Here is a 20,568-nt window from a genome sequence, read left to right as displayed (position 1 = left end):
GAGAGACCCTCACATATACGGACTCTTGGTTGACACAAATCTCGGTAAGTTTTTGTGTCACTTTCGAAGCCGTTTCCATTTCGACATCTAACATAGACAACTCTTCAAGGCTCATCGACATCAGCTGGTCTAGAGAGTTTTCTTGAGCAGAGACAAAAACAGGTATCATTAATGCTAGTCCTAAGCAAACCTGGCGGGATATCATGTGCTCACCTAATATACAGATAGATATTAATCCTTTAATCAATAGTTCAACTATATATGAAATGCCATACTGGTAAATCTACGGTGTCGAAAGTTTGAGTTAGGTCACTGTTTATTTATGGTATTTATAAGACCGTCATTACTTACCTCAACGTAAAGGATTAGCACCACGTGACAACGAAGATTTTGCTTAATTGCGACATGGGAGAAAGTTTCGGCAATTGGAAGATGGGCGATGACGAGTCGGTCATGGAATGGGTCGATATGGCAAACATCGCTTGTGGCTTCCACGCGTCTGATCCGCACGTTATGTCCAAGACGATAAAACTGGCGCAGCACTATCACACCCAAATTGGTGCTCATCCCGGTTATCAAGATCTCGTTGGTTTTGGTCGCCGTTCTATTCCACACACCATGGACGAAATCAGTGAGCTGGTTTGTTATCAAGTCGGTGCATTACAAGCCCTTTGCCGCTATCACCATACCACTGTTGGCTATGTGAAACCTCATGGCGCTCTTTATAACGATATGATGGCAAACATTGATGTGTTCAATGCGGTAGCCCAAGCCGTCGCTGAATTTAACATCCCGTTGATGATTCTCTCTTCATCAGACAATCAACAGTATTTGGATATTGCTGACGACCATGACTTGCCTCTCTTGTTTGAAGCGTTTGCCGACCGTGCTTATTTAAATAACGGACAATTAGCGCCACGTACTCAAAAAGGCTCGGTTTACGTCAATCAAGACGATATCTATAACCAAGTTATGCAAATCATTAACTATGGCTCGGTTACGACTTTAGAGGGCGAAAGACTGCCTATTGAAGCTGATACTATCTGTGTTCATGGTGATAACCCTCAATCCATCGCATTAATTAGAAAAATCAGACAAGACCTCAACGCTTTTAATTAGTATGAAGCGTGTGATTGGTATGACGCATGGTCTAATCGCTCGTGAGATCTAATTGATTTGTATTGGCTTGGACACGGAAGTGAGACACGCCAAGTAAGCAAACAAACGTATGGAAACGAAATGACGACGAATCAGATTGAATACAATATAGCGCCAATCGCGGAATGCAGCGTTTTGGCGACCTTGACGCTATCGCCTTCAAATAATCAATCTAGCGCCGAATATGCGCAATACATAGCTCACTTTTCCGATGCCATTCGCCAAAACTTAGCATCGGTGTTGATGAATGTGACACCGGCTTACCAAACAATATTGGTCGACTACCTCCCTTATCGAATATCAGAACAGCAGCTCATTGAACAGCTCAATAATTTGTTGAGTCATGCTCTGTCGTCCTTTTCTAGTGTTAGTAAAACTCGCGATACGATTGAGCTTCCTGCCTATTACTCACCAGAAACGGCGCTCGATTTAGACCGATATCAAAACAAAGGCCTGTCGCTCGACCAGATAATTCAACATCACACCTCACAGACATACAGCGTCAGTGCGATTGGGTTTACGCCTGGCTTTGCCTTTATGTCGGATGTGGTTAATGAGCTTGCCTTGCCCCGTCACTCCACACCCCGCTTAATTGTGCCCAAAGGCAGTATCGCCATCGCGGATACGAAAACAGCTGTGTACCCTTCGGATTCACCGGGCGGTTGGAATATTATTGGCAATTGCCCACTTCCGTTGTTCGATCATAGCCAGTTGAAGAACGCCGATATCACGCAAAGACCACTGTCTCTGCTTAATGTTGGTGATACCGTCCGTTTCATAGCGATTTCAAAAAAAGAATTTGTAGAGTTGGGTGGAGGCATCGTAAATGGCTAAGACAAAAACTAAACCAACACTGACAGTGATTAAGCCCGGCCCGTTGAGTTTGATTCAAGACTTTGGGCGATTTGGTGTTGCTCATCTTGGATTAACGCAAGGTGGACCGGTTGATGACTACTCTTATAGCTGGGCTAACCATCTATTGGGCAACCCAGTCAACCAAGCGGCGTTGGAAATCACGCTTGGGCAATGTGCGTTGAGAATCGATTTTGATTGCGAGATGGCACTATGCGGGGGTGATTTACAAGCGAAACTCGATGGTAAACCACAGGCTAACTGGAGCACTTTTCAAGCTTTTAAGGGGCAAGTTCTCTCATTTGGTTTGCCTAAAAATGGTCTAAGGGCGTATTTAGCCATTAAGGGCGGTTTCGATGTTCCATCAACTCTTGATAGCTGCTCTACAGTCACTCGTGAAAAGATTGGTGGATTAACGCAAGATGGCGAGCCATGCCAGCAAGGGCAACAAATCGCTTTTACCCAACACCAACTCTCTCATCCATTTAAAGCGTTGAGTGTTACCTTCCGATACACACCTGATTACAATCTACCCGTGAACCTACGAGTGATTGAAGGCTATCAAAGCGAGCTATTCTCCGAGTCAGCAAGAGAGATTTTGTATAACGCGCAGTATCACGTTGACCAAAACTCTAATCGGATGGGTTATCGACTCAGTGGCGAGCCCGTAGACTCGCCTGACATTTCGCTATTGTCAGAAGGCATTGCCCTAGGTGCGATTCAAATTCCACAAGATGGACAGCCTATCGTGCTGCTTAATGATAGACAGACCATAGGTGGTTATCCGAAGATAGGATGTGTCGCCAGAATCGATTTACCACGCTTGGCGCAAGCAAAACCTGGACATGCGATATCGTTCAGCAAGGGCGATCGCTTGGGCTTACAAGATGTTTGGTGCCAATGGGCTCAGTTTTTCGGCTATTAGTTTTTGCGATGTGTTATGTGCTAAATGCTATGTAGCTGAGAATAATCAACTAGGAAGATGTCATTTAGATGAGGTTCGGTATCTAAGCAGATGTTGAAATGAAGATTCGGCTTACCTATTACAGTAAGCCGAATTGAAGAAATTAAACGCAGTCGATGATGATAGACCAATTATAGGCTATTAAGCGTGATCTTGACCTGACACCTTGGCAAGCGCTTCTGGGTATCCACGTTCTTGTGTCAAATCTATCGCTCTGTTTTCAATATCATTTAGATTAAGTGACATTGTCACTGAGTGTGTGTCTTCAATAGATGCCGCCTCTGATACATCAAACCATTGCTCAGCGACCTTTTGTGCCGCTTCTAATGTTGAAGAAGCTTTTACTACTTCAAGTCGAGCATAGCGATCCCCACAGAATGAAACGTCTGAAGCTCTTAAGCTTGGATCGGTTCCCGGAATCTGTTGTGCACCAAACAAAGGTTTACCACCGACCAATGCAGAACTGAAACTTGGGATGAACTGAGACATATGCGTTATTGCCGCGCGAGTTCTTAATTCAAGCTGATCTTCACTCCAACCCGATACGATTTTCTTAAGCAGCTTCGAAGGCAACTGTGGCTGTGACGAGTCTGTTGACGATGAAACAAGCCCACCCTCAAACAGAGTAATCCCTTCTGTCATGCCGTGAAGTTGGAACACACCATCAGCATACGGCGTTAATTGCGCCATGCCTTGCGGTGTGCCTCTCGGGCCATGGAAGATAACTTCTGGCCACTCTTCCTTACATTCTTGCGAATATGGCCACTCTGTAACGTATGCAGCTTTAAACTCAACAAGTCTTTGCTGCTTAGAGCCAACAAAGTCATCTACGATACCCGTTTCAAACCCACTCGCATTAATCAAGTAATCGGTCGTTAGTTGGCAGCTTTGGTTTTCGGCATCGGTATAAGTCAAAGACCAACCTTGACCTGTCGACTCAACAGATTGTAATCGGCTGTTGGTTAACACAGTACAGTTAGCTTGTTGCCCCAAAGAGAGTTGAGCGGTCGCAGAAAGTCGGAATACGCTCCAGCCATACTCTTGGACCATCGCAACAGGATACTTTAGGGTCTCTAAATCCGTATGCTTGGCGAAAGGAATACACCAATCATCAAGCGATGTTGGTTTCAGAGGCTGTGTTTTCGCAGAAAGTGCTAATAAATCTTCTTTGCTGTACAGCTTATAATACTCTTCCGGATCACCGAGCACTTGGTTGCTTTTATCTTGTTTAACAAGATCGGCATAAGCGCTTTTGATTATCTTGAGACGAGGAAGCAGATCCAACGGCTCTCCACCATCACTGTGCGGAACGGCGATGATTGTCGGACGAATATTGATCGTATGAGGGAATAAGCGGACGGTATCAATTGACTGTGTGAGCAATTGAAGACACTGCTCTACAGAAATATCTCGATACAAATTGCCGCCAGCGTGCAGGTGGCAAATTGGTGGACCATTAACCAAACTCGGCCCTTTTTCTAAGATAGTGACCTTAAAACCCAACTCACTAAAGTGAATCGCGCTCGTTGTTCCGGCAATACCACCACCAACAATGGCAATAGAAGGTTGATTTGTATCCGTTTTGTTGTGGTTCATCGTGTTCTGTAGAATAGGATTAACTGCCTCTATTCTACTTTTGTTCTGCGATGAATTAAAACACATTTTTATCAAGGTCTTAGATAGGCGGGATTTAATATCTATGTAAAAAACATAAATAATCTCTTGACTCAATAACTCCAGATAGGGTTTTAAAGGTTATTCTAACAGTCAAATTTGTCCTAAGTGACGCCACATAAAGGCTGCCTCAGTACTCTTAAAACATAGCGGTTAACTTATCCCTAAAGTTATCCACCGTTTTTGTGGATAACTGTTGATAACGTTCTTGCTAAGTTGCGCAAACCCTTTGTTTACAGGGACTAACCGCTGTTCATTAAATCGGCATTATTGGGTAATTAGTTTTAAAAAATGCTAAAAACAGTGGAATCTAAGGTGCGATATTTTTTACTTATGCTACCGGTTGGTTAAATAAAAAACGGTCTAAAGCGACGTATTATAAATAGTGCATGACTAAGTATAAATAATCTCACTTTTAGACCGTTTTAAGCGCTTGGCTAGATCTCGCTAACGACTAGCCAAAATCCTTGTTTACTGGTGCCAACAAACGTTTGATTAAGCTATTCACTACCGCGGCTAATGTGATGAACGTTAGCACCGGTAGCGCTATCCACAACATCGGGTGAAGTGAAGGTTGTAACTCAAAACCAAAGTTCATCACTCCTGCCACGCTGAGCTCAGAACCAAGGGCTGCAATTGAGCCTGCGACTAACGCCATTAAACCGTACTCACACCAAATAGTATTGAGAATTCGCTTCTTACTCGCGCCTAATGTTCGATACAAGCGTATCTCTTGTTGTCTTTGAGATAAGCTCAATCGCAATAGAGTGAAGATAAGCAACAGCCCCGCCACCACACCTAACGCCGCAAGTACGGTAATCGACCAAACAATCTGCTTAAGCAACTCTTGGATCTTGCTACCCATCTTGCGAATATCCATCAAACTCACGGTTGGATGATTTCGAGAGAGTTCATTGAGCATCTGATTGTGTTGTTCTTCTAATCTGAAGCTCACGAGCCAAGTAGAAGGGATTGAACTCAAGACATCTGGAGTAAAAATGAAGTAGAAGTTCGGCTTCATTTCTCGCCACTCGACTTTGCGGATGCTATTCACCTTGGCAGAAACATTCTGGCTGTTGATTGTGAATGACAGCTCATCGCCAATCTTTAGATCCAGTTGCTCCGCGACATCCGATTCCACAGATACGCCATGCTCTTGCGTCCAGTTACCTTCTAACACTTCATTGTACTCGGGCAAGCTATCTCCCCAAGTGAAGTTGATCTCTCGACTTAGTGCATCTGTTTCGCCTGAGGTATCGCTGTATTCCGACGCTTCAACACCGTTTATCGTCGTCAGTCGTCCTCGGATAATTGGAAACGCTTGAGTACGCTCTACTTCGTTTGCATCAATCGTCTCGAGATAACTGTCTTTTTCATAACTTGCAATGTTAAGTGCAAACGCATTCGGTGCGTTCTCTGGCAAGGTTTGCTGCCAATCTGACAGTAAATCACTTCTTACCAACCAGATGATAGACAGCAACATCAGTGAAAGCGCTAAAGAGCCAAATTGAATCCCAGTTGCTAAAGGTGTGCGATTAATTCGACTCAATGCTAAACGCATAGACGTAGATGTCGGCAACTTACTAACCAAACGCAGAACAAGCGTACTAACGACCGCAAGCACTAAGAACAGGCAAGCGATACCCGCTAGAACTATCCATACCAATAGATTGTCGCCATACATCAGCATCATTGGAATAGTCGGTACCAGTAACAACAAATATTTCTTGTAGCTTTCATTAGACTGGTGACTTGATTGAATAACGCTGATTGCCGAGGTATTGACCAAGCCAATTAACGGGATACCAAGAGCAGGAACACCAATTAAGATGCTTGATAAAATCGCCAAGATCGCAGGTTCAATACCATAGCTAGGAAGTGGCGTTGGTAATAAGTCGCCCAGAGGTATACGAAGCAAAAACTCTAAGCCGATACCGATAGTTATTCCCAGTACTGCACCGATAACCACTAATAGAGATACCTGCACAGACAACCATTTAACGATCCACTGCTTGCTTGCACCTAAACTCTTAAGCATCGCGATGGTTTTACGGCGACTCGCAACATAATGTTGGCAAGTGAGTACCAAAGTGGTCGCAGCCATAATCACAACAATTGCAACGGTTAACGAAAGATATTGAGTCGTGCTTTCGAACATGTCGTTAGTACGGCTCGCAGAATCTTGAGTACGCCAGCGATCGCTTGGTGTTAATTCTACGCTGTCTTGCGCGGCTTGCAGTTTTGTATCATCACCGTTGAGAAACAGCCTAAAACTAACACGACTGCCCGGTTGAATCGCTCCCGTGGCATCAATATCGCTTGTATGAATCAGAACGGCTGGCATCTGTTGGAATGGGTTAAAGCTTAAGCCTGGTTCTTGAGTGATTCGTCCAGTTATCGCTAAATCGGCATCGCCAATAGTGACAACGTCACCAATCTCAACCTCTAACTGTGCAAATATACGCTCGTCTAACCAAAGTTCCCCTGGCTCAACATGGTTACTTGATGCTTTATCAGCGCCCTCTAAGATCATTTCACCGCGTAATGGGTAATTACTTTCAACTGCTTTTACCGTCACTAACTGCATTGAGTTATCACTGAATGCCATGGTTGAAAAACGAGTCAACTGAGAGCTTTCTAACTGTTCAACTTGAGTGAGGTCTAACAAGGATTGTGGAACAGGGTTTGCTGAGATAAACACGCTATCGGCAGTAAGCGCATCTTTGCCCTGCTTAACAATTACCTGTTCCATACGTTCGGCCAGCGCCGACAATGCAAATACACAAGCAATAATAAGCGTTAAAGCGATTGAAACTGGCCACAACTGACCGTGTCGAATCTCTTCGATACTCCATGAAAACAGGCGTTTATTCAGTCCGTTTGATGAATTCAATTTAGACTTCCTCTATCTGACCGACATGCATCTTAAGTGTTCTTTGGCAACGTTGTGCAAGCTTAGGATCGTGTGTCACCAAAACTAACGTTGTGCCATGGGATGAGTTCAATTCAAACAACAACTCGACAATTTTGGCAGCCGTTTGTTGGTCTAGGTTACCTGTGGGTTCATCGGCAAAAAGAATTTTTGGCTTAATCATAAATGCGCGCGCCAACGCGACCCTTTGTTGCTCACCACCCGATAGTTGAGACGGCAAGTGATCAAGCCTGTCTTTCAAGCCTACTGATTCAAGCAGAGCAGTCGCGCGTTCGATGTCTTCGTCTGCTCCCTTCAACAAACAAGGTAACGTGACATTTTGCAGCGCAGAAAGGCTTGGAATTAACAAGAAGCTTTGAAATACAAACCCTACCGATTCACTGCGGATCTTAGCCCTTGCCTCATCATCAAGCAGTGAAAGTGGCTGTCCTAATAAACTGATTTCGCCTTTCGTTGGTACATCAAGACCAGCTAACAGCGTCATTAGGGTCGATTTACCTGCACCAGACGTGCCTACGATCGCGACCGTTTCGCCTTCACGAATATCGATATCAACGCGCTCTAGGATTGTTAAATGTTCTTGATTAGTAGACACTGTCTTGGAAACAGCTTCTGCTTTAATGATGGATGTATGCATGACTCGACTAATTTCCTTTTTATTTTTTATTTTATTTTCAACCGCTTCTTTAGCTCAAGGCTCTGCGTCAGCTCAAGATTCAAAGTTATTGGTACTTGGCGATAGTTTGAGTGCTGGTTACAACATGGACATCAAACAGAGTTGGCCAAGTTTGTTGCCAGACGCGCTAGCAAAACATGATAAAGCGGTTACCGTGGTTAACGGGAGTATCTCTGGTGACACAACGGGCAATGGTTTAGCTCGTTTGCCTCAACTACTTGAAGAACATGCTCCAGACACCGTTCTTATCGAACTTGGTGCGAATGATGGACTTCGTGGTTTCCCACCTAAGCTGATGTCTGCAAATCTTGAGCAGATCATTGAGCAGATAAAAGCTGCGGGCGCCAAACCTATAATGATGCAGATTAAAATCCCACCAAATTACGGAAAGCGTTACAACCAGCAGTTTGAATACGTTTTTGCAGCGCTTGCTGATCAACAAAACGTGCCACTTTTGCCGTTTTTCCTAGAGCATATCATCCTCAAACCTGAGTGGATGATGAACGATGGACTGCATCCAAAACCAGAAGCTCAACCTTGGATTGCTGAATTCGTCGCCGAAGAATTATATCAGTATCTTTAAGTTTTAATGGTCTAGCTCAATAAATTTTACACAGCTTTACGTTAGCCTGAGTGCATATCACCGTTAACTGTAAGGTTATTTATGCTGATCGAACCTGTTATCAAGGGTGTGGTAGCCAAAAGCGCTCACCCTCTTGGCTGTCAAGAAGCCGTAAAGCAACAAATCAAGTTTGTTAAGAGTGCGCCGCAAATCAAAGATGGCCCTAAACGAGTACTGATTATCGGCGCTTCCTCAGGCTTTGGCCTTGCCGCTCGTATTGCCCTTACCTTTGGCGGCGCAAAAGCTGACACTATCGGCGTCTCATTCGAGCGCGATCCAAACGAAAAATCCCTAGGTAGTGCTGGTTGGTACAACAACATCTACTTCAAAAAAGAAGCCGAACGAGAGCAACGCACTGCTATCAACATCGTTGGCGACGCATTTTCGCAAGAAACACGCTCACAAGTTGTCGAAGCCATTGAAACCTACTTCGAAGGTGAAGTCGATCTCATCATTTACAGCTTAGCCGCAGGTGTGAGACCAAAACCAGACTCCGATGAATTTTGGCGCTCAGCTATTAAACCGATTGGCGAAAGCGTTACTGGCGCGACGATTTCCCTTGAGCACGACGACTGGGTGACCAACACGCTCGACGCTGCAACAGAAGAAGAAGCCGAAAGCACACTCAAAGTGATGGGAGGCGAAGATTGGGAACAATGGATAGATGAGCTCATCAACGCAGAATCTATTGCTCCGGGTTGTAAGACAATCGCGTTTTCTTATGTGGGTCCAGAAGTCACACATCCTATCTATTTAGACGGTACATTGGGACGCGCTAAGATCGACCTTCACCAAACCAGCCACGCTCTTAATCTAGAGTTAGCTAACTTTGATGGCAACGCTTACGCGGCGGTATGTAAAGCCCTAGTCACTAAAGCGAGCGTTTTCATCCCTGGATTAAGCCCTTACTTACTTGCTTTGTATAAGGTGATGAAAGAGAAAGAGACCCACGAAGGTTGTATCCAACAAATGCAGCGTCTGTTTGGCAGTAAACTTTATGGTCAATCCAAAGTACCACTTGATGGTGAGCGATTGATCCGTATGGATGATTGGGAATTAGACCCAGAAACCCAAGCGCACGTAACTGAACTGCTAGAAAAGATGGACGAAAATAACTTCCAAACCTTAGGGGATTACCAAGGGTTTAAAGAAGAATTTCTACAATTAAATGGGTTTGCTCAACCATCGGTAGATTATAGCCAGAAACTTAATACAGAAGATTTTATAAAGTTAAAGCCTTAATCTAAAATTATCTCATTACTGAGACCCGGATTCACATTTGAAAACCTCTGCATAATTGCGGAGGTTTTTTCGTGCAACATTTCTTATACTTAGTTAACGTAAGATTCACAGTTTTCTTTGGTTCATCATAATTAACACAGGATGTGTTGATGCATTTAGCATAATTGACTCGGAGTCATATGAAGAAAATAAAAACTCTCGATTTAGATATCCCAGACGATATGGAGCACGGTTGGCAGAATATTGTCGACCTCTTAGCTCAAATTACTCAAGTGCCCGCAGCACTAATCATGCGTGTTCACGCCAATTACATTGAAGTTTTTTCAACCAGTCGTAGCGAGAACAACCCATACAACAAAGGTGATTCTGAAACGCTGGGGAATGGGCTGTACTGCGAAACAGTGATGGAAACTCAACGACAGCTTCTTGTGCCTAACGCGCTTGCCGATCCTAAGTGGGACAACAACCCAGACATCAAACTCGGCTTAGTCTCCTATTGTGGTATTCCATTACTTTGGCCTAACGGTGAACTGTTTGGCACCATTTGTATCTTGGACTCGAAAGAGAATCACTACACCCCTACTTATATCAAACTGTTAGAGAGCTTTCGGACTTCGATTGAATCTCAGCTTAAAACCCTATTCCAACACGCCAAGCTTACCCAAATGAATCGCGACCTAAAAAACCGCGTTTACAATCGCACTAAAGATCTCGCGAGCCTTAATTACTCGTTGAATCAAGAAATTGATAAACGAAAAGCGGCTGAACAGAAGATTAACTTCCAAAAGAATCACGACCTCGGCACCGGCTTTTTAAACCGAAACGCATTTGAATCTCGCTTAAACCACAAGCTACTGTCACAGAGAAGGCTGACAGACAGCTCATTTGCAGTCGTTCATATTGGTTTTACCAACGGTAGACGCATACAAGCACGCTACGGCTATAACGCGTTAGACCAAGTGCTTGTTGAATACCGAAAACGCATCGACTGTATTTCTGATATCGATGTATTAACTGCACGCCCTACTTCGGTTGACCTCGTATTGGCGTTTAGCGTTAAAGATTTACACCATCGCCTTGAAGAACTTTGCCAGACGCTCGTTAAAGTTGGTCATTCAGAATTCGACATCGAAAGTGACAAAGTGCATTTGCACGCGTTTATTGGGATTGCAATTACGAACGACGAAGATGACGCGGAAAGCATTCTGCAGAAATCTTCTGAAGCGATGTTAGCCTGCAAAGATTCAGGACAAAAGTTCGCTTACTACTCTCAATCCCATACCGAAGAACAAACTCACATTAATAAGATCGAAGGCTATTTGCTTCAAGCCGTTCGTAATGATGACCTTATGCTCTACTTTCAACCCAAAGTTAGCCCGTTGACGCATCGCTGGGTCGGTGCTGAAGCTTTGCTTCGTTGGCGACATCCTGTTTTGGGTGATATCTCTAACGAAACCCTGATCCACATGGCTGAACAAAACGGTTTGATTTTCGAAGTGGGCAGCTTTGTTTTACGCAATGCGATTGAAAAAGCCAAAGAGTGGTCCGAATACGTTGAAGATTTCAAGATGGCTGTGAATGTGTCTGCAATTCAACTCAAGAACGTACACTTTGCGGAACAAGTGGTTCACCTACTCGAAACCTATCATTTAGAGCCTCGTTTCTTAGAACTTGAAGTTACGGAGAGTGGACTGATAGCAGATGAAGTGGTTGCCAAGAATACCTTGGGATCTTTGCACGATATTGGCGTTACATTGTCACTAGATGACTTCGGTACGGGCTACGCCTCCTTCAGTTATCTGAAGAAGTTCCCATTCGACACCATTAAGATTGATAAGAGCTTTATCGACCAAATGCTCAACTCACACGAAGACTCGGAAATTGTTCGTTCTATTGTCCAAATTGCCAAAAAGCTCGACTTAAAAGTGACGATTGAAGGCATAGAAACGGAGGTTCAGGAGCAATTTATTATTAACGAAGGCTGCGATGTGGGCCAAGGTTACCTTTACGGAAGACCAATGCCGAGCCAAGAATTCGAACACAGCTTAATCAATCAAAACTATTTGGGGACAACTCGTTACGCTTAAAGCGAAAAAGAGCAGTTAGTTTTGGATTTAGGCCTACTTTCTCTTTACTCTAAAGGTGGTGATTTTTATAATCGCCGCCTTTCTGTTTTTATCTTTCCCCTTATATAGGCATTCCTCGTTATGGATCAGTTGACTGCAAAGCTTAAAAAGCTCGAAAAACAAAACTACCGTGCATATCAACAAATTAAAGGTCAATACGACTTTGCTGATTTTGAATTACACATCGACCACATCCAAGGTGACCCATACGCGTCAGCTTCTCGTTTTCGTGCAACGCGCGCGTGGTCTTTGACCGGGTTAGATTGGCTGAAAGAAAAATCTTACGAATACCAAGTAGCCGCTCGTGACTTTATCGCACGTAGCTTCTCTGAGTTCGCGAAACAAGAGTCGACCGTTTCTATCGCGCTGACGGGTCAAACCGTATTAGACAACACAGCTGTTGTATTCACAGACCACGGCATCGAAATTCGTTTCCGTATTAATTTACCAGCTGATGGTCGTAGCATTCTTGCTAAGAAAGCGAACAACATCATCACTTTCTACTTACCGAAGTTTATTCGTCGCGCGACGCTTGAGCGTGAGTTAAACATCGATGCAATGATCAAACATTGTGAAACGATTGAAGACCAAGAAGCGCTGCGTGCTCAATTGGATGAAAACAACCTAGCCGCTTTCGTTGCAAACGGCAGTGTGTTACCTCGTATCGCGGGTAACTGCGACCTTCCAATGAAAGACGCGGTACCTTTCGCGGCTCCAGAATCATTGAGTGTTACGTTAAATACTCCAAACCAAGGTGACGTGACCGGCCTAGGCATTCCAAAAGGCATTACGCTGATCGTTGGTGGTGGTTTCCATGGTAAATCGACACTGTTGAACGCCGTTGAACGTTCTATCTACAACCATATTCCTGGTGACGGTCGCGAAGGCATTGTAACTGCGATTGATACGATGAAGATCCGCGCTGAAGATGGTCGATGTGTGCACAGCTTGAACCTGTCAAACTACATCAACCATTTACCAATGCAGAAAGACACATCTGACTTCAGCACACAAGATGCGTCAGGTTCTACGTCTCAAGCGGCTTGGTTACAAGAATCGATTGAAGCCGGCGTTCAAACTCTACTTATCGATGAAGATACGTCAGCGACTAACTTCATGATTCGTGACGAGCGTATGCAAGCGCTAGTGTCAAAAGGCGATGAGCCAATCACACCACTTGTCGACCGCATTGGTCAGCTTCGTGAAGAGATGGATATCTCTACCATTGTTGTAATGGGTGGCTCTGGTGATTACCTAGATGTCGCGAACACTGTGATTCAAATGCACGACTACCAAGCGGTAGATGTGACTGAAAAAGCAAAAGACGTGATTGCTCAGCACCCTACTCAGCGTACTAACGAATGTGAAACTGCTTTAGAAACGTTTGTACCGCGTTCATTGAACCGTGCTTCACTGATGAACATTCTGACTGACGGTAAATTCCGTGTTAATGCTAAAGGCAAAGAGTCACTGCGTTTTGGTAAAGAGTTTGCAGACCTTTCTGCGCTTGAGCAATTAGAATCACCGTCTGAAGTGAATGCGATCGGTTGGGCTTGGTTCCAATTCGCACAAACTCCAGGTTGGTCAAACAACCCTGCTAAAGAGTTTAACGCTATTTTAGAAAACGAATGGCACGCTAACATGCCTAACTACGGTGACCTAGCGAAACCAAGAACGTTAGATGTGATGGCTGCTCTGAACCGTATGCGTAAATCTCAGTTCAAGCCTTCGAACTGATTTCGTTAAATATCGGATTTATTGTGCTTCTAGGTTTTTGAAGTTTTAATCTTCTAATTTACTAAAGCTTCTAAGCCACTAAATAAGCAAATTAACCTTCTACGGCTCTCATTCTGAGGGCCGTAAATTTATCTAACCTCTTTTGACCTAACCCCTAGTGTCGTCAAAACTCTTGAACTTTATAAATTCATAAAACCAATCTTTACATCAATTACTTATCATCTTTTGTAATGAGAAAATTAAAGGCACTGTTTACCGCCATCTAATGCTGTCGATCCCTCAAAACATGACACAGCTTTTACAAAACCCTAGTGATATTCAGATAAAGTCCCGATTCGACAAGTGTAACCAAATGTAACAGACCCTTGAGGCTTCAATGAATCATAAACGCGTTAAGATGCGTGACCATAAAATCGAAGTGAACCTATTCAAAAACCGCGTAATCGTCGCGTTTTGTGGGATCTTGATGTTCACTCTTGTCTTAGTCGGCAATCTATACCGACTTCAAGTTGAAAATTTTAAAAGCTATCAAACTCGTGCCGATGGCAACAGAATCAAAGTATTACCTATCGCCCCTACTCGTGGACTTATTTACGACCGTAACGGCGTGTTACTTGCAGAGAACAAGCTTGTCTTTGATCTAACCATGATTCCTGAGCAAACCGATGATGTCGATGCAATGCTCGCCAAGCTAGACAAATATGTCCCCCGTGATGCAGAGCAGATCGCTCGTTTCAAAAAACGCTATCACAACACCCGCCGTTTTAAATCTGTGACTATTCTAGAGAACTTAACGGAGGAAGAGATCGCCAAGTTCTCCGTGCACCAGTACCAGTTCCCCGGCTTATCTATCGATACCAGCTTAAAGCGTTTTTACCCGAATGGTGAGGTGCTTACCCATGTTCTTGGTTACGTGGCGCACATCAATGATAGCGATCTCAGAAAGCTTGAAGAACAAGGGATAGAAGCGAATTATCAAGCTACAACAATCATAGGAAAACTGGGTGTTGAACGTTATTACGAAGATATTCTGCACGGCACCAAAGGTTATCAAGAAGTCGAAGTAAACAGCCGTGGGCGAATAGTCCGAACCATTGAGTACGTGCCGCCAGTAGCTGGTAAAGATATCGTGTTAAATATTGACCTTGAGCTGCAAAAATACGTCTTTGAGCAACTTGATCACCGAACTGGAAGCGCGGTTATTCTCGATCCGAAAGACAACAGCGTGTTGGCGATGGCATCAAGCCCGAGTTACGACCCTAACCTATTTGTCGACGGCATTTCGAGTAAGAACTACCAACGTTTATTGAATGATCCGGCTCACCCGTTGGTTAACCGCACCACTCTAGGCGTTTATCCTCCTGCCTCAACCGTTAAACCATTTATGGCTGTGGCAGGACTGCAAGAACATGTCATCTCTGAAGATACCATCCGTAACGACCATGGCGTTTGGAGAATTCCTGGCTCTAAACGAAACTCTAAATCGTGGCGTGACTGGAAACGTTGGGGTCACGGACCTGTCGATGTCACTCAAGCCATTGAAGAGTCGGTAGATTCATTCTTCTATCAAACCGCTTTCGATTTGGGTATTGACCGAATTTCAAGTTGGATGAACCGATTTGGATTTGGTGAACCGACAGGCATTGATATCTATGAAGAAAGTACCGCCAACATGCCGACTCGAGAATGGAAGATGATGCGTTATCGCACCCCTTGGTATCAGGGTGACACAGTTCCGATTGGTATTGGCCAAGGTTATTGGACATCGACACCTATGCAACTTGCTAAAGCAACGTCAGTATTGGTTAATCATGGTAAGGTGATGCCACCTCATATCTTAAGAGCCACCTTAGATCATGGTGAAGATTTCAGTACACAACAACTTGTCGAACCGGAGCCAATGCCCTCAATCACCGAAGTACCGGATAGAATTTGGGATGTGCCAATCAATGCGATGCGACTCGTAAACCACGGTAATCGAGGCAGCGGCAGACGTGCATTTAAGGGAACTGAATACACGAGCGGCGGTAAATCAGGAACTGCACAAGTCTTTGATCTTGCGAAAGACCAGGTCTACAACTCGAAGAAACTCGCTAGACACTTGCTTGACCATGCGCTTTACACGGCTTTCGCACCGTATGAACACCCTGAATATGTCGCAACTGTGGTCATTGAACACGGTAACGGCGGTTCAAAAGTCGGTGCGCCTTATATCCGTAAAGTACTCGACTATGCCTTTGAACATAAAAGTGGCGAGAGCAAAGATCACTCCTAACACCAATAACTTAAGTCGCTACAGCACATAACGTAGTTACCCAAAACATAACGTAATGACGACAAAGCCCCACTTGTATCACTCACAATGTGGGGCTTTCCGTTTTAGGGTTCTGAGCAATTAGACAGCTAGAAATGCCTCTCGATTATGGGCTTCTTAATACATGCCATGCTTCACAGAGCGTCTGAAATTTTGCGGTGTTGCCTTCGTCTCTGTCCGGATGCCATCTCAATGCCAGTTGTCGCCAACGTTTTCTAATTTCATGGTGTGTCGCGCCTAAAGGTAACTCAAACAGGTTCAATGCTCGACTTCGATCCATATCGAGTTCATCACCACCCACATACTTTCTATACCGAGTCCAAAATTCGTTCAACAGCCTTTTGACTTCACCTTCATCCGCTTCATAGTTAACCCAATTAATGTAGTATTCTCGAAGTGGGTCTTGATGATCGATGCTGTGACTGCTTCCGTGATAACGACCATTCATCAATTCGATGTCCATCGCTTGGACTTGGAGCCAACCATCTGGGTGTAAGGTTTCTTGAAGCTGATAAAGCGCATTCATGATAAGGAAGTTCTTTTTAAACAACTCTTTCTCAGGCACAGCATCCAACACTGGCACAAACCCAAGATCGTTCAGATGAGCTGCCAATGTGTGTACTTTCCATCCGCTTGGCTTTTGCTTAAGCACTTCCATTATCGGCCAAAGCAATGGGTTTTCCATATGGCAATGAAAGTTTGCTCTCACATCTTGATAATTCGACATAGTTGACTCAGTTAGCTTCTCTGAATTAATGGATTTCTAGAACTGTGGATACTATAAGTAACCTGTTTCGCATCCGTTGCGTATCTTCTTTAATTGAAAGCGATTTTCTAAGATTTGTCGAGCTTAAGGACAAACAACTTTCTAACGTTTGGCTTAAAGGCACCTTTTATCGTCAAAACTGAGTACCATTTCGTTGAATACAACCATTAGGGCGTGTTGACCTTTCGCGGTTAAATTTTGTTCGAGATAAAAGCGTTTTAATCGCGGCGAGGGAGAAGTAGCCTAGTCATTCTAAGCAAATCTCCCTCAACAAAGAGTAAAACGCTTTTAGCCGAACCCTTCGGGCAGCGTTTGCTGGTCATTTCTACTACGTTATCGGCTTCTCATGTAGGCTAGCTACACATCGATGCCTCTGCCTTGTATAAATACCCAGCAACTCGCTGCAAAAATCAGCTCGAAAGATCAACACGCCCTAGTAATAAAGCCGCAATTCTTTGGTACGGATACAAAAAAGGTCAGCGACTTAGCTGACCTTTCACATCTATCCCAATTTTAGGGACGAAGCATTGAACTGACTAGATAACGCCAAGCTCTCTTAGACGTTCCATTAGGTATTCGTTTGCTGTGTACTTTTCAGATAGCACTACTTCTGGTTTCGGGTGAAGGAATAGAGGCAAAGAGATACGAGACTTCTCTTGGCGTTCACCTGATGGGTTGATTACACGGTGAGTTGTCGATGGGAAGTAACCACCAGATGCTTCTTGAAGCATGTCACCGATGTTGATGATCATGTTACCGAAGTCACATGGAACATCTAGCCACTCGTCATTTTGAGCTTTAACTTGAAGGCCCGGCTCGCTTGCAGCAGGAAGAACCGTCAGTAAGTTGATGTCTTCGTGTGCCGCAGCGCGGATTGCACCTGGCTCTTCATCACCTTGCATTGGAGGGTAGTGAAGAACACGAAGCAGAGTCTGTTCACTGCCGTTGATCATTTCTGATAACGCTATAGAGAATTTATCTTGTACTTCTTTAGGAGCATGAGCTTCAACCCAACCTAGCAGCTCTTGAGCAAAAGCATTCGCACGTTGGTAGTAATCTAGAATCTGTTCTTTCAGCTGTTCAGGGATTTGGCCCCAAGGGTATACGTGAAAGTACTCTTTGATGTCTTTTACAGTGTGGCCTTTAGCAACTTCAGACACTGAAGGTGGAAAATATCCATCTTGTGTTTCAACATTAAACTGGAAGTTCTCTTTCTCTTCAGAGATGAAGAATTGGTACCAGTTTTCGTAAATTGACTCAACAAGCTCTTTCGGGATTGGGTGGTTCTTAAGAACACCAAAACCAGTTTCACGTAGAGAGCGAACAAATTGTTCTGCTGCGTCGTCAGCAAGGTAATCGACAGTTTCCAGTTTCATGACTTTCTTTCTTGTTATGTAGTAATAGAGCGATTTTAAGGATCGCTTTGTTGTAAATCAAACTTTTGTGAAACTCTAGCAACCGTTTGTCTAGATACTGGGCGATAACACCACTTTTCAACAAATCTGGTGATTAAGACCCAATTGAACACTGTTCATTATTGTGTAACACTATTAAAAACTTCGACGAGAGATCTTGATATGACAATCACGCCACTTGCTCAAAATCGACCATTGCTGTCATTGACGACGCTGTATCTGACTGTGTTTCTATTTTCAGCGTTCGCTCCCTCTTCAAGAGCGGTGTGGATTGCCGAAATTGTCCCAGCGCTCGCAATATTGGTGGGTATTTGGTGGTTATCAACAAAGCTCACCTTCACTAAGACAGCTTACGTTTTGATGTTTATCTGGTTGATTTTGCATACGATAGGCGCAAAATATACCTTCGCGGAAGTGCCATTTGATTGGTTCAATAACATGATAGGTTCAGAACGGAATAACTTTGACCGTGTCGCGCATTTCTCTATTGGCCTTTATGCTTACCCACTCGCTGAGTACTTGATTCGTAAAAAACTGGCTCAACCGGTGCTTGCATGTTTCCTTGCGTTATTTGCGATCATGAGTGTGGCTGCAGGTTATGAAATTATCGAGTGGTGGTACGCGGAGATTGCAGGTGGTGATGAAGGTATCGCGTTCCTTGGCTCACAAGGTGATATTTGGGATGCACAAAAAGATATGCTGTGTGACACCACGGGCGCAATTGTCTCGCTATTACTTCTTAAGCTTCAATGGCGTGTCAGAGCTTACTGAGCTCAATTCTTTACTCTGAGTATCAAAAGCAATGTTGAAATGCCACACACAAACTGCGCTGTGGCATTTTTAGTTTCAGCATTGTTTGCTCGTTTTAATGTGACAGGTTATTTCATCGTTACCTTACCACCAACAAACTTGTAGGCTGGCGTACCTCGAACCAAAGTGTCACGCGCAAATTCAATCCCGCATTCAGGGCACACACATGGCTCTGTCGTGAAATCTTCAACGATACGCTCCTTAAAACATTTCACGAGTGCACCTTTGCCACCTTTCCGATACTTAAAAAGCTGCGTTTTACATTTGGCACAGAAAATCTGAACCGTCTTGGTCGGTTGTTTCTTGTTTGGTTTAGCCATAGAAGTTAATGATTGAACTCTTTATTTCTTAAGTTTAGGGGCGACAAGAACCAAGCTTATCCCTAGAAGTATAACGGTTAATGAGACTATAAATTGCATAGTGACAGGTTCAGATAACAGTAATACACCACCAAGTGTTGCGATAACTGGAACAGAAAGCTGTGCAATAGACGCAACCACGGTATTCAGTTTTTTCACTACGTAATACCACAAACTATAACCCACACCGGAAGCCACCGAGCCCGATATAACCGCGTAAATCAAACCTGGTTCAGTGATAGACACTTGCGTTAACGCATTAGGTATCAAAATTAATAAGCTCAATGCCACAAGGATAACTAGCGAACTGAATCCAAAGTTAGCGGTGGTCGATTGCAGTGCGTTTGACGATTTCTTTCCTGCCAATGTGTAAATGCCCCACCCAATTCCGGCCAGAGACATCAAGATAATAGAAACTAAGTCGGGTACTTGAGTCGATTCCGTTGGCATTAACAAGTAAACAAGCCCTGCCACAGATAACAAACACCCGCCCCACTCAATGAGTGACATTCTGTTGCCAGAAAGCAAGTGCGCGGCAATCATCGTAAATTGCACTGCGACAAACAACACCAGCGCACCAAGACCTGCGCCAAGCTCTAAGTAAGCAAACGAGAAACCAAACATATACACGAGCAGTGACAGTATTGATGTTAATTGAAACTGTGATTTGAGTTTTGCATATGCCGATGTGTTGTTTGTTAACTCACGTTTAGACTTAGATTGGGAAGATAACGTTAATAAAATCAGAAGCGTAAGCGCACCAGATAAGATGCGAACGATCGAAAAGCTCAAAGGATCAATCGTTTGATCCATTAAGGCCCAGCGACACAAAACTGAATTAGCAGCAAATGCCACCAGCGTAATAAATGTAACCATCAGAGTTTGCATCGTTTTTTCCTAAATGAGTTATTTGGTCCTAAC

Annotated in this window: 16 protein-coding genes and 1 pseudogene; 9 read left to right on the top strand and 8 right to left on the bottom strand. The window is 44.0% G+C overall.

Annotation, left to right across the window (positions count from 1 at the left end; translation table 11 throughout):
- Positions 1–10: 10 nt before the first annotated feature.
- Positions 11–205 (bottom strand): annotated as a pseudogene (locus AB4482_RS02755) (hypothetical protein); the annotation flags it as partial.
- Between the two features lie 170 nt (positions 206–375).
- On the opposite strand from AB4482_RS02755, the gene AB4482_RS02750 reads away from it, so the two are divergent.
- The 3 genes from AB4482_RS02750 (at position 376) to AB4482_RS02740 (ending at position 2,935) form a co-directional block, all read left to right on the top strand.
- Complete coding sequence (locus tag AB4482_RS02750) at positions 376–1,119, top strand: 5-oxoprolinase subunit PxpA (RefSeq protein ID WP_017060084.1); 744 nt, start codon at positions 376–378, stop codon at positions 1,117–1,119.
- A 120-nt stretch (positions 1,120–1,239) separates the two neighbouring features.
- Positions 1,240–1,992: an allophanate hydrolase subunit 1 gene (locus AB4482_RS02745; protein WP_372133276.1), complete on the top strand. Its 753-nt coding sequence runs from the start codon at positions 1,240–1,242 to the stop codon at positions 1,990–1,992.
- A complete protein-coding gene (locus AB4482_RS02740) occupies positions 1,985–2,935 on the top strand; it encodes a biotin-dependent carboxyltransferase family protein (RefSeq protein WP_171732626.1) in 951 nt (316 codons plus the stop codon). Before AB4482_RS02745 ends, AB4482_RS02740 begins: the two co-directional genes overlap by 8 nt.
- A gap of 180 nt (positions 2,936–3,115) precedes the next feature.
- On the opposite strand, the gene AB4482_RS02735 is transcribed toward AB4482_RS02740, so the two are convergent.
- The 3 genes from AB4482_RS02735 to AB4482_RS02725 form a co-directional block, all read right to left on the bottom strand.
- Complete coding sequence (locus tag AB4482_RS02735; RefSeq protein WP_017060081.1) at positions 3,116–4,570, bottom strand: FAD-dependent oxidoreductase; 1,455 nt, start codon at positions 4,568–4,570, stop codon at positions 3,116–3,118.
- Positions 4,571–5,102: 532 nt separating this feature from the next.
- Positions 5,103–7,541 (bottom strand): ABC transporter permease, encoded by a 2,439-nt coding sequence (locus tag AB4482_RS02730; protein WP_372133279.1) that lies wholly within the window; start codon positions 7,539–7,541, stop codon positions 5,103–5,105.
- Position 7,542: 1 nt separating this feature from the next.
- Positions 7,543–8,217 carry an ABC transporter ATP-binding protein gene (locus tag AB4482_RS02725; RefSeq protein ID WP_372133282.1) on the bottom strand — a complete coding sequence of 225 codons (675 nt, stop codon included), beginning with the start codon at positions 8,215–8,217 and terminating at the stop codon, positions 7,543–7,545.
- Between AB4482_RS02725 and AB4482_RS02720 the strand changes: the two genes are divergently transcribed.
- The 5 genes from AB4482_RS02720 (at position 8,216) to mrdA (ending at position 16,258) form a co-directional block, all read left to right on the top strand.
- Positions 8,216–8,839 carry an arylesterase gene (locus AB4482_RS02720; protein WP_017069908.1) on the top strand — a complete coding sequence of 208 codons (624 nt, stop codon included), beginning with the start codon at positions 8,216–8,218 and terminating at the stop codon, positions 8,837–8,839. The two genes, AB4482_RS02725 and AB4482_RS02720, sit on opposite strands and share 2 nt — an antisense overlap.
- 81 nt (positions 8,840–8,920) lie before the next feature.
- Positions 8,921–10,120, top strand: coding sequence for an enoyl-ACP reductase FabV (gene fabV / locus AB4482_RS02715; RefSeq protein ID WP_372133286.1), 1,200 nt, complete (start codon positions 8,921–8,923; stop codon positions 10,118–10,120).
- A gap of 179 nt (positions 10,121–10,299) precedes the next feature.
- On the top strand, positions 10,300–12,207 hold the full coding sequence (locus tag AB4482_RS02710; protein WP_017060077.1) for a GGDEF and EAL domain-containing protein: 1,908 nt from the start codon (positions 10,300–10,302) through the stop codon (positions 12,205–12,207).
- 120 nt (positions 12,208–12,327) lie between these two features.
- Entirely contained in the window at positions 12,328–13,983 is a 1,656-nt protein-coding gene (locus AB4482_RS02705; RefSeq protein WP_017060076.1) for an ABC-ATPase domain-containing protein, read from the top strand.
- A 376-nt stretch (positions 13,984–14,359) separates the two neighbouring features.
- Positions 14,360–16,258: a penicillin-binding protein 2 gene (mrdA, locus tag AB4482_RS02700; RefSeq protein ID WP_136981853.1), complete on the top strand. Its 1,899-nt coding sequence runs from the start codon at positions 14,360–14,362 to the stop codon at positions 16,256–16,258.
- Between the two features lie 145 nt (positions 16,259–16,403).
- Here the strand turns inward: mrdA and AB4482_RS02695 are convergent, their stop codons facing one another.
- Both AB4482_RS02695 and AB4482_RS02690 read right to left on the bottom strand, forming a co-directional pair.
- Positions 16,404–17,024 carry a DNA-J related domain-containing protein gene (locus AB4482_RS02695; RefSeq protein WP_372169973.1) on the bottom strand — a complete coding sequence of 207 codons (621 nt, stop codon included), beginning with the start codon at positions 17,022–17,024 and terminating at the stop codon, positions 16,404–16,406.
- A gap of 575 nt (positions 17,025–17,599) precedes the next feature.
- Positions 17,600–18,439 carry an isopenicillin N synthase family dioxygenase gene (locus AB4482_RS02690; protein ID WP_372169971.1) on the bottom strand — a complete coding sequence of 280 codons (840 nt, stop codon included), beginning with the start codon at positions 18,437–18,439 and terminating at the stop codon, positions 17,600–17,602.
- A 201-nt stretch (positions 18,440–18,640) separates the two neighbouring features.
- Between AB4482_RS02690 and AB4482_RS02685 the strand changes: the two genes are divergently transcribed.
- The gene (locus tag AB4482_RS02685) at positions 18,641–19,249 is read left to right on the top strand and encodes a DUF2238 domain-containing protein (protein WP_372169969.1); all 609 of its coding nucleotides are present in this window, start codon (positions 18,641–18,643) and stop codon (positions 19,247–19,249) included.
- A 107-nt stretch (positions 19,250–19,356) separates the two neighbouring features.
- On the opposite strand, the gene AB4482_RS02680 is transcribed toward AB4482_RS02685, so the two are convergent.
- Both AB4482_RS02680 and AB4482_RS02675 read right to left on the bottom strand, forming a co-directional pair.
- Positions 19,357–19,608 carry a hypothetical protein gene (locus tag AB4482_RS02680; RefSeq protein ID WP_017067298.1) on the bottom strand — a complete coding sequence of 84 codons (252 nt, stop codon included), beginning with the start codon at positions 19,606–19,608 and terminating at the stop codon, positions 19,357–19,359.
- Between the two features lie 21 nt (positions 19,609–19,629).
- Entirely contained in the window at positions 19,630–20,535 is a 906-nt protein-coding gene (locus AB4482_RS02675) for a DMT family transporter (RefSeq protein ID WP_372169967.1), read from the bottom strand.
- Between the last annotated feature and the right edge of the window lie 33 nt (positions 20,536–20,568).

It is taken from the genome of Vibrio sp. 10N.222.55.C7 (assembly GCF_041473335.1).
In the GTDB taxonomy this organism is placed as follows: domain Bacteria; phylum Pseudomonadota; class Gammaproteobacteria; order Enterobacterales; family Vibrionaceae; genus Vibrio; species Vibrio crassostreae_C.
The sequence above is the reverse complement of the archived record's forward strand: the minus strand, read 5'-3'. Positions and strand labels throughout refer to the sequence as shown.

What these genes read in the sequence shown, in the direction of transcription:
- AB4482_RS02745 (WP_372133276.1), top strand. Translation starts at nt 1,240, where the DNA reads ATGACGACGAATCAGATTGAATACAATATAGCGCCAATCGCGGAATGC.
- AB4482_RS02740 (WP_171732626.1), top strand. Translation starts at nt 1,985, where the DNA reads ATGGCTAAGACAAAAACTAAACCAACACTGACAGTGATTAAGCCCGGC.
- AB4482_RS02735 (WP_017060081.1), bottom strand. Translation starts at nt 4,570, where the DNA reads ATGAACCACAACAAAACGGATACAAATCAACCTTCTATTGCCATTGTT.
- AB4482_RS02720 (WP_017069908.1), top strand. Translation starts at nt 8,216, where the DNA reads ATGACTCGACTAATTTCCTTTTTATTTTTTATTTTATTTTCAACCGCT.
- AB4482_RS02725 (WP_372133282.1), bottom strand. Translation starts at nt 8,217, where the DNA reads ATGCATACATCCATCATTAAAGCAGAAGCTGTTTCCAAGACAGTGTCT.
- fabV (WP_372133286.1), top strand. Translation starts at nt 8,921, where the DNA reads ATGCTGATCGAACCTGTTATCAAGGGTGTGGTAGCCAAAAGCGCTCAC.
- AB4482_RS02710 (WP_017060077.1), top strand. Translation starts at nt 10,300, where the DNA reads ATGAAGAAAATAAAAACTCTCGATTTAGATATCCCAGACGATATGGAG.
- AB4482_RS02705 (WP_017060076.1), top strand. Translation starts at nt 12,328, where the DNA reads ATGGATCAGTTGACTGCAAAGCTTAAAAAGCTCGAAAAACAAAACTAC.
- mrdA (WP_136981853.1), top strand. Translation starts at nt 14,360, where the DNA reads ATGAATCATAAACGCGTTAAGATGCGTGACCATAAAATCGAAGTGAAC.
- AB4482_RS02695 (WP_372169973.1), bottom strand. Translation starts at nt 17,024, where the DNA reads ATGTCGAATTATCAAGATGTGAGAGCAAACTTTCATTGCCATATGGAA.
- AB4482_RS02690 (WP_372169971.1), bottom strand. Translation starts at nt 18,439, where the DNA reads ATGAAACTGGAAACTGTCGATTACCTTGCTGACGACGCAGCAGAACAA.
- AB4482_RS02685 (WP_372169969.1), top strand. Translation starts at nt 18,641, where the DNA reads ATGACAATCACGCCACTTGCTCAAAATCGACCATTGCTGTCATTGACG.
- AB4482_RS02680 (WP_017067298.1), bottom strand. Translation starts at nt 19,608, where the DNA reads ATGGCTAAACCAAACAAGAAACAACCGACCAAGACGGTTCAGATTTTC.
- AB4482_RS02675 (WP_372169967.1), bottom strand. Translation starts at nt 20,535, where the DNA reads ATGCAAACTCTGATGGTTACATTTATTACGCTGGTGGCATTTGCTGCT.